Raw genomic sequence first — 12762 nt, 5'->3', positions numbered from 1 at the left:
ACATGACGGCGCATTGATACGCACCGTTCTAATCAGGTCATTTTCAACTTAATTGCAAGGCATAACGGCATCGATCGCAATCAGCAAGGAATTACACGATTTTCGTAAGGTGCGCATTTATGCGCACCGATATAAACGGGCGGCTCGTTGTTTAACTCTTTTCATTTACAGGGAAGCCTCTCAGTACGAGCCGGGCCTTAAAATATCGATCGCCCCAGCCGCTCCGTGAGTTTCTCCAGCATGGCGGTGCCGGCCAGCGAGTTACCGGAATGATCCAGCGCCGGTGACCAGACGGCAATACTCATCTCACCGGGAATCACTGCGACAATCCCGCCGCCGACGCCGGATTTAGCCGGCATGCCCACGCGCCAGGCAAACTCTCCGGCGCCGTCGTACATGCCGCTGGTCATCATCAGTGCGTTCACCTGCCGCGCCTGGCGTGCAGAGATCACCGCCCACTCATCATCCAGCGTGCGACCGTGATTGGCGAGATAGAGAAACGTGCGCGCCAGTTCGCTGCAGCTCATCGCCAGCGAGCAGTAGTGAAAGTAGGTTTCCATTACTTTACTGACGTCATTATGAAAGTTGCCAAACGACTTCATCAGCCAGGCAATGGCGGCGTTACGCGCCGAGTGCTCATATTCAGAGCGCGCGACCACACGGTCATACTGAATGTCCGGCTGCTGTGCCAGACGACGCACAAACTCCAGCATGCGCTGGCGTGGCGCGGTGAGCCGGCCTTCCAGCAAATCGCACATTACCAGCGCGCCGGCGTTAATGAATGGATTGCGCGGCTTTCCCTGTTCCAGTTCAAGCTGCACCAGTGAATTGAATGCCTGGCCGGATGGCTCTTTGCCTACGCGCTGCCAGATCTCGGCGTCCTCGTACAGCGTCAGCGCGACGGTAAGCGACAGGACTTTGGAGATGGACTGGATCGAGAAGCGCGTGCCCGCATCGCCGGCCTGGTAGCTGCGTCCATCGGCGGTGGCAATGGCGATGCCCAGTTGATCGGCATCCACGCCGGCCAGCGCCGGGATGTAATCTGCCACTTTGCCCTGACGGGTGAGGGGGCGTACGTCCGTGACAATCTCTTCAAGCAATGCATTACTGAGTTCCGACACCTTGTGGCTCCGGGGTGACTAATCCTGGCGCGATCATGGTGATTTGCCGTCGGCGCGTCAATCCACCGCGTAAAATTCTGTGAGCATGCTGCAGCAAGCCTGCACCGGATTGCGGATATTCTGCCCGGTTTGTTGCGCCCGATCGCAACCCAGCCTGGCGCCGACGCCACATCGCGCGGCCTGAGGTAAAATTATGTTGCGAATGATTGAGTTACCGATCAGGCAATTTTGGTTATGCTAAGCCCAAACTCTTTCCGGCGCTGCCAATGCGCTCAACCGTTGTAATTGAGGATGACGATGTCTGCCTTACCTGATGCCTCCGGGCCTGCCAACGCGATGCGCGCCGGGCGATTTATGCTGCTGCAAAAACTGCTGCGACGCGATAAAACCCCGCTGGCATTGCTGCTGCTGGCCGCGCTGGTCGGTATACTCACCGGGCTGGTGGGTGTGGCTTTCGATCGCGCGGTCAATTTTATTCTCCACCTGCGGATCGGCTGGCTGACAGAGCGTGCGGATAACCTGGCCATGGCGTTGCTGAGCGCGTTTTTTATTTCAGCGCTGCTGGGCGGCATCGGCTATTTTCTGGTGCGCCGCTTCGCGCCAGAGGCGGGAGGCTCGGGCATTCCGGAAATCGAGGGCGCGCTGGAAGAGCTGCGCCCGGTGCGCTGGTGGCGCGTGCTGCCGGTTAAATTTATCGGCGGCATGGGCGCGCTGGGCTCTGGCATGGTGCTGGGACGCGAAGGACCCACGGTGCAGATTGGCGGCAACATCGGTGGTATGTGCCTCGATCTGTTTCGCGTGCGCGATTCTGAATCACGCCATACGCTGCTGGCGACCGGTGCCGCGGCGGGGCTTTCGGCGGCGTTCAACGCGCCGCTGGCCGGCATTTTGTTCATTATCGAAGAGATGCGCCCGCAGTTTCGCTATAGCCTGATATCGATAAAAGCGGTGTTTGTTGGCGTGATCATGTCGAGCATTGTCTTTCGCGTGCTCAACGGTAACGAAGCCATCATTAATATCGGTCAGCTGCGTGACGCGCCCACTGAGACACTGTGGCTCTATCTGGTGCTGGGTGTGCTGTTTGGCGGCTGCGGCGTGGCGTTCAACCGGCTGATATTTCTCGCACAGGACCAGTTTCAGCGCCTGCATCTCGGACGTACCGGGCGCTGGGTGCTGTTCGGCAGCCTGCTGGCCGGACTGTGCGGCGTGCTGGGTTTACTGCTGCCGCAGGCGGTGAGCGGCGGAACGACGCTGATTCCGGATTTCGCTACCGGACACTATGGCGCGCTGGCGCTGTTTGCTCTCTTCACGCTGCGCACGCTGGTCACCATTTGCTGCTTCTCTTCAGGCGCGCCGGGCGGCATTTTTGCGCCCATGCTGACGCTGGGCACGCTGCTGGGCACCTGCTTTGGTCAGCTGAGCGCCGACTGGTTCCCGCATTATCAGCTGGAAGCCGCCACCTTTGCCGTCGCCGGGATGGGCGCGCTGTTCGCCGCCTCGGTGCGCGCGCCGCTTACCGGCATCGTGCTGGTGCTGGAAATGACCAATAATTATCAACTGATTCTGCCGATGATCATCACCTGCCTGGGCGCAACGCTAGCGGCGCAGTTCTTTGGTGGCAAACCGCTCTATTCTTCAATCCTGGCACGCACCCTGGCCAAAGCACAGCTCACTAACCGCGCCAGCGCCCGGACGGAATAGGGATTATCCCGGCTTATCGAAGCGCGACTCAAGCCGGGTGGAAAGATATCCCCTCACGCCCGGCTTTTAACCCATCGGATGCGCTGGCTGAGGCTCCAGAGCATCAGTGCGGCGAGGGCGATGCTGCCGAGCACGGCGAAAGCGACCTGATAAGACCAGGCGGCGGCGATGCTGCCGGTCAGTGCCGGGCTGCATGCTGCGCCCACGCCCTGCATCAGCATGACGAAACTCTGGCCGGCATTGGTGTGTCCGCTGCCGTCAAGCACACTGACTATATAGCCCGGTACTGCCACGCCCAGCAGCCCGGCGGCCAGACCATCAAGAATCTGTACCGGTACCATCGCATAGGTGCCATCGAACAGGGAGGCGATGCCGGCACGCACCGGCAGTACCACCAGCGCGAGGGTGATCAGCAGCGGGAAACCGAGGCGGCTGGCGTTTCGGGCGGCGAATAACGCCACGGGAATCATCACGCATTGCGAAATCACCACGGTTGCAGCGGTATAAACACCGGGGCTGAGCTGTCCGCTGTGCGTTGCCGCCGCGCGAATGCCCAGCATCGGCAACAGCGCGGCGTTGCCGAGGTGAAACAGCAGCAGCGTCAGTCCGGTAATCAGCAGCACCGGATTGCGCAGCAGGGCAGAGAAACCAGGAAGCTCTGCGGCCTGCTGTCCGGCACCGCCGCGCGCCGCGCGGTCATCGATCGCGTTACGCTGAATGGCGGCCACGGCAAAACATGCGCACAGTGCCATCGCGGTCATCAGGATAAAAACCGCATCGGTGCCCCACAGCCAGACGGCAAACCCGGCAAACAGCGCGGCAGTCATATTGCCGCCATGATTGAACGCCTCGTTTCTACCCATCTGCTGGCTGAACCCCTGAGAGCCGGTCAGGCCGAGGGTGACGCCGGTCAGTAACGGGGCAATAAGCGCGGCCGCGAGGCCGGTAACCACCTGCGAGGCAACCACCACTCCACCGTAAGGAAACCACCACAGCATCAGGGTGGCCAGCGTAATGAGCAGCGAGGCCAGAATCAGCAGCCCTTTTTTATGGTGCGTGGCATCGGTTGCCAGACCCGCCGGCAGCGTAGCCAGCAGACCGGCTAAACCGCCGGCAGTCATCGCCCAGCCAATATCATCCGCTCTCCAGCCATGCTCGGTAAGAAAGATCCCCAGGAAAGGGCCCAGTCCATCCCGCACGTCGGCCATGAAAAAATTGACCAGACACAACGCCTGGAGGGACCGCAAAGCAGCGGGATGCGCTATCGGATTTGCATTCATGTTGTGATGAAGAAAGAGTGGAAGATGGTGACAAGCATAGAGCAGCAATGTGACATCGTAAATTAGCGCAGCGCGATTGGCGCACCGCTCGTACTGCGCTATACATCGCCCGCCGACTCACGGATAATTTGCTGTCTTACGCCCTTACAGAGATAAGCAATGCTGGAAAATCATCCGTCGCGTGACGCCATCAGGCTGGAGAATGTGCTGGCCGCGCTGGGCAATCCGATGCGCATGGCGGTCGTCGCGCTGCTGGCACAGGGGGAGGCGCGCAGCTGCGGTTCGCTGCTGCAAGGCGTATCCAAATCAACCTTAACCCATCACTGGCGGGTACTGCGTGACAGCGGCGTAATCTGGCAAAAACCCTCTGGCCGCGAGAATCTGCTGTCACTGCGGCGCGACGATCTGGACGCGCGCTTTCCTGGTCTGCTTGATGCGCTGCTCAGTGCCGCCGTTGACGATGCCGCCACCCGAAGCGCGCTGCAGGCTTTTCAGCACGCGGAGTAGCGCCCTTTTCGCCGGAGCGGCTGCAATTGCAACAGCCTGGCGACAGCGGCTGCTGCATCCGCAACAGACATTCCTCATCCTCTCATTCAGTTAGCCCGCAAATCAGGCGTTTAATCTCTGCCAGGAACTGGCACGCTCACTGCATAGCCTCTTATAGCCAAAAGCATTAATGAAGATAATTTTCCGTTAGTCCAGCTATAAGAAGTCTCAGGAGAAACCTATGTCACAGGTAAAACCGCTGCAGTTTGCTTACTGGGTGCCTAATGTTTCAGGGGGTTTAGTTATCAGTCAGATCGAGCAGCGCACGCGCTGGGACGCGGAGTACAACCGTGAACTGGCGAAAATCGCTGAACGCGCTGGCTTCGATTATGCCCTGACGCAGATTCGCTTCACCGCTGGCTATGGCGCTGATAATCAGCACGAATCAGTCACCTTCTCTCAGGATCTGCTGAGCCACACCACAAAACTCAAAGTGATTGCCGCGCTGCTGCCGGGGCCGTGGAACCCGACGCTGGCGGCGAAGCAGATCGCCACCATCAGCCATCTGTACGGTCCGCGCATCGCGGTGAACATTGTCAGCGGCTGGTTTCGCGGCGAGTTCAAAGCGATTGGTGAACCCTGGCTCGATCACGAAGAGCGCTATCTGCGTTCGGAAGAGTTCATTCGCTGCCTGCGCGGCATCTGGCGTGAAAGCAGCTTCAGCTTCGCCGGGGATTTTTATCGCTTCCGCGACTACGCGCTCAAGCCGAAACCACTCGATCCGCTACCGGAAATTTTCCAGGGCGGCAGCTCGCGCGCCGCGCGCGACATGGCGTCACGGGTGTCTGACTGGTACTTCACCAACGGCAACACGCCTCAGGGCGTACGGCAGCAGGTAGACGATATCCGCGCCAAAGCCGCCGTCAATCAGCACGCCGTTAAAATCGGCCTGAATGGTTTTGTCATCGCCCGCGAGAGCGAACAGGAAGCCCAGGCGGTGCTGCAGGAGATCATCGCCAAAGCCAATCCGGATGCAGTGAAAGGCTTCCAGCATGAGGTGAAAAATGCCGGCAGCGCGTCGCCGGAAGGCGAGGGCAACTGGGCCAAATCCTCCTTCGAGGATCTGGTGCAATACAACGACGGTTTCAAAACCAATCTGATTGGCACGCCGCAGCAAATTGCTGAGCGCATCATGGAGCAGAAACGCGCTGGCGTGGATTTACTGCTGCTGGCGTTTCTGCATTTCCATGAAGAGGTGGAGTTCTTTGGGCGTGAAGTGATCCCACGCGTGCGCGAACTGGAACGGCAGGAGGCGCTTAACGCCGTCACGGTCTGAGGTCAGATAGCGCGGTCGCGTCCGGCCAGCAGCGCCATCGCCATTTGCAGCGCGCTTACCGCCAACAGCATCAGCAGCGGGAGCTGCCAGCTACCGCTGACATCATGCAGCATGCCGAAGCACAGCGGTCCCAGCGCCGCCAGCCCGTACCCCACGCACTGCGCCATGCCGGAGAGTTTCGAGGCCTGGCGATGGTCCCGGGTGCGTAAATTAAACAGTGACAGGCTGATCAGCAGCGAGGCGCCCGCACCGAGGCCTGCCAGAATCAGCCACAATAGCGACCATGCGGGTGCCAGTAGCAGGCCGGTCACCGCGAGGAAGATCGACAGCGAGGCCAGTAGCCCGATCAGACGCTGATCGCGCAGCTGCTTCAGCGCCCGCATACAGGCCAGATTGGAGGCGATCGCCACAATTTGATAGACGAACAACATGCCGCCCGCCTGGAGCTGACTGATGCCATTATCCTGTGCGAACGGGGTAAACCAGCCAATCAGGGTATAAAACAGCAGCGACTGGCTGGCCATGAACAACGACACCTGCCAGCCGATCGCGGAACGCCACGGCGAACGCGTTACGGTGACCTCTGTCGCGCGCTGCTCACGCGTCGCGGGATTTTTCAGCTGCGGCAGCCACGCCAGCAGCGCGACCAGCGCCGGAATCAGCCAGACCGCCAGCGACAGACGCCAGCCGGCGCTGCTGAGTTCGGCCAGCGGCACGGCCACGCCGGAAGCGATGCTGGCGGTGATGCCCATGGTCATGGCATACAGCCCGATATAACGCGCGGTGTGCGCGGTGTAATCCCGCTTAATCAGCGGCGGCAGCAGGACGTTGGCCGCCGCGATCCCGCTGCTGAGAATCAGCGTACCCAGCCACAGTGCCGTTTCGCTGCCGCTGATTCGCAGCAGTGAACCCAGGACGATCAGGAGTAACGCCCCCCACAGACTGCGCTCCAGGCCAAAGCGATTGCCAAACCAGGCGGCTGGAGGAGCCAGCGTGGCGAACATCAGCAGCGGTAAAAAGTTAATCACGCCGGCAGCGCTGGCGCTCAGGCCAAATGTCAGGCGAATATTTTCCAGCACCGGCCCGGTGGCGGTGATGGGCGTGCGTAAGTTGGCGGCGGTGAGTAACAGCAGCAGCAGGAAAAAGCCGGAGCGACGCAGGGCAGAATCAGCAGATAAAGCGGTATGGGACATGTTTGCGCACCATAGAAATGAGGCAGAAAGTCTCTGCATATGGTGCGTTGATTGACGTTAACGCGTACGCAGCAGCCTGGACCGCTGAACCGCTGGCTATACTAACCAGCTGTTAAATCGATGTAAAGCAGACCCACCCGGCCGCCATTCAGGATAACCTCCTTGCCGCTTTGCTTGTCTGACGGTGACAGCACGCATCTGTGACCTGGCTGGTATTTACGCTGCCGGTGCGTTTTTTTGCCGGGGACTTGCGCCTTTCGCTATCCACGTCCACCTTTATACTCTCACTCTTCGCAAATGGACCAATGATGCTCTGGTTATGGAATGCGCTTATCCTGCTGGCTACCGTGATACTGATGGAGATCGTCGCGGCGCTGTCGCATAAATACATTATGCATGGCTGGGGATGGGGCTGGCATTTGTCGCATCATGAACCGCATGAGAGCAAATTTGAGCTCAACGACCTGTATGCCGTGGTGTTTGCGCTGCTGTCGATTGGCCTGATTTGGCTGGGTGTCAACGGTGTCTGGCCGCTGCAATGGATTGGCGCTGGCATGACGACCTATGGCGCGCTCTATTTTATGGTGCATGACGGCCTGGTCCATCAGCGCTGGCCGTTCCGCTACATTCCGCGCAAAGGCTATCTGAAGCGGTTGTATATGGCGCACCGCATGCATCATGCGGTGCGGGGACGGGAGGGCTGCGTTTCCTTTGGCTTTCTTTACGCCCCGCCGCTGCACAAGCTGCAGGCGACGCTGCGCCAGCGCCATGGGCGTCGTGTCAACGCGGACGCTGCCACAGACCGGCAGGACGCGGCTGGGGATGAGCAAGGCGTGAAGTAAGCGCGACGCCGGCACCTTTTACCAGCAGCGCCAGCTTTTCGCCTTTACTGGTGCGCTGGCGCGCATCCCACGCCCGGGCACCGGCGTGCTGCACTTTTACGCCAATTTCCCGGTAAACGCCGCGCGCGGTGGCGATCGCCCACGCCGAACGGAGCGGCAGTCCGGGCAGCCCGCTGCGCGCTGACTGATAGTAAGGTTCAGCCTCGTGCACCAGACGCGCTGCCAGCGGGGCCAGCGCTGCGCGGTGTTGCGGATCGGCAAGCTGGGCGGCGCTCAGTCCGGCCTCATCCAGCCAGCTTTGTGGCAGATAGCAGCGGCCATTCTCCGCGTCCTCAACGATATCCCGTGCGATATTGGTCAGCTGAAACGCCAGACCCAAATCACAGGCGTGATCGAGTACGCGCTCATCACGTACGCCCATCACGCGCGCCATCATTAACCCCACCACTCCGGCCACGTGATAGCAGTAACGCAGCGTGTCCCCGAAACACGCGTAACGTTCTTCACGCGCATCCATCGCAAACCCTTCCAGATGATCAAACGCCAGCTGCTGGGGAAGCTGATGCGTCAGCGCCACTTCCTGAAAGGCACGAAACGCCGGTTCATCCATGTGGGCACCGCTGTAGGCGCGGCGGGTTTCGATTTGCAGGTGGCGCATCCGCGCCTGTGCATCCGCCACCGCGTGCTGCGTGCCGCCTTCGCCCAGCGTCTGACCATCTATCACATCGTCACAGTGACGACACCATGCGTACAGCATCAGCGTACTGCGGCGCGTTGGAGGATCAAACAGCCGGGTAGCGCTGGCGAAACTTTTGGAGCCCTGCGCCATGGTTTGCGTGACCTGCTCAATCAGCGGCGGTTGGTTCATCCGGTCAGATCCTCCACCATCAGCTGGGCGGTCGCTTTCGCGGAGCCGATCACGCCTGGCACACCGGCACCGGGATGCGTGCCAGCCCCCACCAGATAAAGGTTAGTAATGTCGGCATCGCGGTTATGCGGCCGGAACCAGGCGCTTTGCGTCAAAATGGGTTCGAGCGAAAACGCTGAGCCCTGATGCGCGTGCAGCGTGTCGCGAAAATCAAACGGCGTAAACATACGGTGTGTCACTAACTGCTGTCGCAGACCCGGCATATAGTGCTCCTCCAGATAAGCAAAAATGCGATCGCGCAAGCGCGGTCCTTCCTGTTGCCAGTCAATTGCGGCGGTACCGAGATGCGGCACCGGCGCCAGCACGTAAAAACTGCCGCAGCCCGCCGGTGCCAGCGACGGATCGCTGGAGCAGGGCGCATGCAGATACAGCGAGAAATCTTCCGCCAGCTGGCTGCTATTGAAGATCTCATCGATCAATTCACGATAGCGCGGACCAAAGCACACGGTATGGTGCGCCAGCTGCGGGTGTGCATGATTAAGACCAAAATAAAGTACAAACAGCGAGTTACTCATCCGCTTGCGCTTCAGCGTCGCCGCGTGTTTACGCGCAGCAGGGTGCTGGCTTAACAGGCGATCGTAGGTATGCACCACGTCAGCATTTGACGCAACGGCGGCGGCGGCAAAACGGCGCCCATCCTTCAGCTGGACACCGCTGATGCGGTTACCCTCGGTCTCCAGCTGGCTGACTTCGGCGTTGAGCAGCAGTTCACCGCCCAAATCGCGAAACAGCCGCGCCATGCCATCAACCAGCGCGCCGGTACCGCCGCGCGGAAACCATACGCCCCATTCGCGCTCCAGCGCGTGAATTAAGGTATAGATCGAAGACGTTGCAAAAGGATTACCGCCGACCAGCAACGAGTGAAAGGAAAAAGCCTGGCGCAGATGATCGTCCTGAATAAATTTCGCCACCATGCTGTAGACACTGCGCCAGGCCTGCAGCCTACCCAGCTGTGGCCCGGCACGCAGCATGTCGCGGAAATGCAGAAAAGGCACTGTGCCCAGTTTCAGATAGCCCTCACGAAACACATCCTGTGAATAGGCCAGAAACTGGCGGTAACCGGCGACATCCTGCGGGTTAAAAGTAGCAATCTGCTGCTCCAGCTGCGTCTGGTTGTTGTCGTAGTCCAGCTGCCTGCCGTCTTGCCAGCACAGGCGATAAAACGGCGTCACCGGCATCAGTTCGACATAATCACTGAGTTGCTTGCCTGCCAGCGTAAACAGCGCCTCGATAGCGCTGGGATCGGTAATCACCGTCGGACCGGCATCAAAGGTAAAACCCTGATCCTGATACACATAGGCGCGCCCGCCAGGCTTATCGCGCTGTTCCAGCAGCGTGACCGGCACGCCGGCCGCTTGCAGACGAATCGCCAGCGCCAGGCCACCGAAGCCTGCGCCAATCACATAGGTGCGTTTCATTATTTCTTCCCTGGTAACGGAGAGGTCATCATCAATGCGCGCAGCGCTTCGCCGAGAGGGACCGGCGGTTTGCCGCACAGAATGCGTGCTTTATCGCTGAGGCGCAGTTGCCCGGCGTAAAAGCGGCTAATCAATCCGGCGTCAAGCCGGTAAAAACGCTGCATCACGCGCCAGCGCTGTTCAGGCCGTCCGGCAAGAAACAGCATGCGATTCAACAGACGGAAAAAGCGCTGCTCGCGCCAGTGCTGACGGGCAAAGGATTCGATGCAGTGGCTCAGAGTGTGGGCATCGGCGGGCAGCGTGCTGGCAATCTTCTCCGCCAGCGCCACCGCGGCGGGCAGCGAGTAACCGGTTGTGGCGTGAAACAGTCCGGCGCGCAGCCCGCTGCACGGTTGTCCGTGCTGCTGTTGCCAGAACTGATCGATATCGCCGCTGAGCGTGATCGGCAGCGAGCCGTGCTCCTCGCGCAGCAGCTGGCGCAAATTCCAGCCGCGCTGGTGGGCATAGTCCGTAATGTGCCGGCGCGCCTGTGCAGCATCCAGCGTGGCATGATTAATGTAATGGGTATCTTCAATCAGTAAACGGCTGGCGCTGAGCGGCAGGGTGTAAACAAAGCGATAACCCTGCTGCTGATCGACACTGGCGTCCATCAATATTGGCTGCTGCAGGCCATGCGGCGCGGCCAGTTGCCACTCCTGACCGACAAATGCCTGATAGCCGAGCTGCAGATGCGGTGTCGGCTGCAGCCCGCGTCCGTCAATCACCGCCTGTGCCTGTAACATCCCGCCATCCGCCAGTCTGACTCCGGTGGGTGAGACGTCGCTGACCGGCGCTGCGGTGCGTAGCGCGGCACCGAGCACCTGCTGCAAGTGCCGGGCAAAATCCTCCGAGGCAATGGAGCAATATTCACCATCCAGCTGGCGACGCAGGGTGGGGAAGCGTACCTGATAACCGGGCCAGCGTGCCGAAAGCAGCGGCTCGAGCCAGCGAAACTGCGCTTCGCTGACGTCCTCGCGGTGAAATGACCATGTATGATTGCCGGCCGGCTGCGCCTGACTCTCCAGCAGCAAAACCTTAAGTGCGGGCTGCAGCTGGCGTAAACGCAGCGCAATCAGCCCGTTAGCCAGGCCGGCACCGACCAGAATGACATCATAGGGTGCGCGCATCAGGTGGCCTCCGCCAGCACGATTTGCTGCTGACACAGCGCCTGCTCGACAATATCCGCCGCGCGCGTACAGCCACCGGCCCGCTGCAGCTGCGCCTGAATGGCTGACATGCGCAGACGATAGCGATCGTCACTCAGCAACTGTTGCAGGTGTTGCTCCAGCTGTGCGACGCGGCTGAAACGTGAGGCGCGCCGGCCGACGCCGTGCCATTCAATACGTGCCGCCACGCCGGGCTGATCGAAGGCGATCGGCAGCGCCAGCATCGGCGTGCCGCATTCCAGCGCTTCCAGCGCACTGTTAAGACCGGCGTGAGTGATAAACAGCTGCGCATGCTGCAGTGCCGCCCGCTGATCCACAAAATTGGTCACCCACGCAGCACCGGCCAGTCTGAGCTGATGTGCCTGGCTGGCAGTCAACCCGCCACAGTGTGCCACTACCAGCGACAGCTGCTGATTGCGGCAGGCCTGGGCCAGATGCAGAAACAGGCGAAAACGATGCCCCTGTAGCGTGCCTAGCGAGGCATATACCACTGGCTGGCGCAGCGCTGGCCAGGGTGCGGCGAGCGCGCCGCTAGCGACTGGAGTCCGCAGCGGGCCCACGCTGTGATAGCAGGCTGGCAGTTGCTGACGCGGAAAATCAAAAGCGGGCACCAGCTGACTGATTTGCGCCAGCGGCGACAGACACTGATGTAAGCCATGGCGTTCGGGCAGGCCGAAGGCGCGCGCATGACGAGCGATAATAGCGACATGACGACGCATGATGCGGTCATAGATGTCGCTGCTGGCCTGATAGCGCTGCAGCGCTTTCTCATCCTGAGCAAAGCGAAAGGGCATTACCGCCAGCGGAATGGCCGCTTCACGATTGACCGGCAGCGCGCAGGCCACCGACACGAACGGCAGCTGTAACGCCTCTGCCACCACACCGCCAGCCGCTTCCATTTGGTCGGCAATCACGCCATCGACCTGCAGCCGTTTCAGCACCGCGGGCAGTTCGCGGCACAGCATATCGGTGGTGCTGGCCAGATCGTGAATCACGCGAAACAGCGACAGCCCGCCCGGTGCGGCCAGCCGCCTGAGTTCGCTGGAGAGCGATCCGGCAGGATGCGTGCGCTCGCCGACGGCCACAAAGGCAATACGCTCGTCGCTCAGCAAGGTGCGTGCATCGCTTTGCTGGATAAAGGTGATGCGGTGTCCGCGCGCCAGCAGCGTTTGCGCCAGCGCCTGCAATGCGTGAAAGTGGCTGTAGAGCGGTGGCGCAATAACGGCAAAATGCCCCATAGGTATGACCGGCT

The 12762-nt window shown here is 60.5% G+C and carries 11 protein-coding genes; 4 read left to right on the top strand and 7 right to left on the bottom strand.

Going from position 1 to position 12762, the window contains the following annotated elements:
- Positions 1-197 precede the first annotated feature (197 nt).
- Positions 198-1121, bottom strand: coding sequence for a glutaminase B (gene glsB, locus F3J41_RS07830; protein WP_058781037.1), 924 nt, complete (start codon positions 1119-1121; stop codon positions 198-200).
- A gap of 336 nt (positions 1122-1457) precedes the next feature.
- Here glsB and clcA point away from each other — a divergent pair, with 336 nt between their 5' ends.
- On the top strand, positions 1458-2822 hold the full coding sequence (gene clcA, locus F3J41_RS07825) for a H(+)/Cl(-) exchange transporter ClcA (protein WP_247656264.1): 1365 nt from the start codon (positions 1458-1460) through the stop codon (positions 2820-2822).
- Positions 2823-2875: 53 nt separating this feature from the next.
- Here clcA and F3J41_RS07820 read toward each other — a convergent pair whose 3' ends face one another.
- A complete protein-coding gene (locus tag F3J41_RS07820) occupies positions 2876-4102 on the bottom strand; it encodes an MFS transporter (RefSeq protein ID WP_104187590.1) in 1227 nt (408 codons plus the stop codon).
- Between the two features lie 159 nt (positions 4103-4261).
- Here F3J41_RS07820 and F3J41_RS07815 point away from each other — a divergent pair, with 159 nt between their 5' ends.
- Together F3J41_RS07815 and sfnG are read left to right on the top strand one after the other, a co-directional pair.
- Positions 4262-4609 (top strand): helix-turn-helix transcriptional regulator, encoded by a 348-nt coding sequence (locus F3J41_RS07815; RefSeq protein WP_021508880.1) that lies wholly within the window; start codon positions 4262-4264, stop codon positions 4607-4609.
- A gap of 220 nt (positions 4610-4829) precedes the next feature.
- Entirely contained in the window at positions 4830-5924 is a 1095-nt protein-coding gene (gene sfnG, locus F3J41_RS07810) for a dimethylsulfone monooxygenase SfnG (protein ID WP_021508881.1), read from the top strand.
- Between the two features lie 2 nt (positions 5925-5926).
- Here the strand turns inward: sfnG and F3J41_RS07805 are convergent, their stop codons facing one another.
- The gene (locus F3J41_RS07805) at positions 5927-7117 is read right to left on the bottom strand and encodes an MFS transporter (protein WP_166710547.1); all 1191 of its coding nucleotides are present in this window, start codon (positions 7115-7117) and stop codon (positions 5927-5929) included.
- A gap of 308 nt (positions 7118-7425) precedes the next feature.
- On the opposite strand from F3J41_RS07805, the gene F3J41_RS07800 reads away from it, so the two are divergent.
- Positions 7426-7959: a sterol desaturase family protein gene (locus tag F3J41_RS07800; protein WP_166710816.1), complete on the top strand. Its 534-nt coding sequence runs from the start codon at positions 7426-7428 to the stop codon at positions 7957-7959.
- Here the strand turns inward: F3J41_RS07800 and crtB are convergent.
- The 4 genes from crtB to F3J41_RS07780 are packed head-to-tail and all read right to left on the bottom strand — an operon-like array spanning position 7898 to position 12748.
- Entirely contained in the window at positions 7898-8827 is a 930-nt protein-coding gene (gene crtB, locus F3J41_RS07795; RefSeq protein WP_166710545.1) for a 15-cis-phytoene synthase CrtB, read from the bottom strand. The two genes, F3J41_RS07800 and crtB, sit on opposite strands and share 62 nt — an antisense overlap.
- Positions 8824-10305 (bottom strand): phytoene desaturase, encoded by a 1482-nt coding sequence (locus F3J41_RS07790; protein WP_166710543.1) that lies wholly within the window; start codon positions 10303-10305, stop codon positions 8824-8826. The genes crtB and F3J41_RS07790 overlap by 4 nt, the downstream gene beginning before the upstream one ends.
- Entirely contained in the window at positions 10305-11471 is a 1167-nt protein-coding gene (gene crtY, locus F3J41_RS07785; RefSeq protein WP_166710541.1) for a lycopene beta-cyclase CrtY, read from the bottom strand. Before crtY ends, F3J41_RS07790 begins: the two co-directional genes overlap by 1 nt.
- Entirely contained in the window at positions 11471-12748 is a 1278-nt protein-coding gene (locus F3J41_RS07780; protein WP_166710539.1) for a glycosyltransferase, read from the bottom strand. The genes crtY and F3J41_RS07780 overlap by 1 nt, the downstream gene beginning before the upstream one ends.
- Positions 12749-12762: the final 14 nt, after the last annotated feature.

It is taken from the genome of Pantoea sp. Ap-870, from assembly GCF_011752515.1.
Lineage (GTDB): Bacteria > Pseudomonadota > Gammaproteobacteria > Enterobacterales > Enterobacteriaceae > Pantoea > Pantoea dispersa.
The sequence above is the reverse complement of the archived record's forward strand: the minus strand, read 5'-3'. Positions and strand labels throughout refer to the sequence as shown.

Excerpts from the sequence above, each read along its gene's own strand:
- clcA (WP_247656264.1), top strand. The coding sequence starts at position 1,458 with ATGCGCGCCGGGCGATTTATGCTGCTGCAAAAACTGCTGCGACGCGAT.
- F3J41_RS07820 (WP_104187590.1), bottom strand. The coding sequence starts at position 4,102 with ATGAATGCAAATCCGATAGCGCATCCCGCTGCTTTGCGGTCCCTCCAG.
- F3J41_RS07815 (WP_021508880.1), top strand. The coding sequence starts at position 4,262 with ATGCTGGAAAATCATCCGTCGCGTGACGCCATCAGGCTGGAGAATGTG.
- sfnG (WP_021508881.1), top strand. The coding sequence starts at position 4,830 with ATGTCACAGGTAAAACCGCTGCAGTTTGCTTACTGGGTGCCTAATGTT.
- F3J41_RS07805 (WP_166710547.1), bottom strand. The coding sequence starts at position 7,117 with ATGTCCCATACCGCTTTATCTGCTGATTCTGCCCTGCGTCGCTCCGGC.
- F3J41_RS07800 (WP_166710816.1), top strand. The coding sequence starts at position 7,426 with ATGCTCTGGTTATGGAATGCGCTTATCCTGCTGGCTACCGTGATACTG.
- crtB (WP_166710545.1), bottom strand. The coding sequence starts at position 8,827 with ATGAACCAACCGCCGCTGATTGAGCAGGTCACGCAAACCATGGCGCAG.
- F3J41_RS07790 (WP_166710543.1), bottom strand. The coding sequence starts at position 10,305 with ATGAAACGCACCTATGTGATTGGCGCAGGCTTCGGTGGCCTGGCGCTG.
- crtY (WP_166710541.1), bottom strand. The coding sequence starts at position 11,471 with ATGCGCGCACCCTATGATGTCATTCTGGTCGGTGCCGGCCTGGCTAAC.
- F3J41_RS07780 (WP_166710539.1), bottom strand. The coding sequence starts at position 12,748 with ATGGGGCATTTTGCCGTTATTGCGCCACCGCTCTACAGCCACTTTCAC.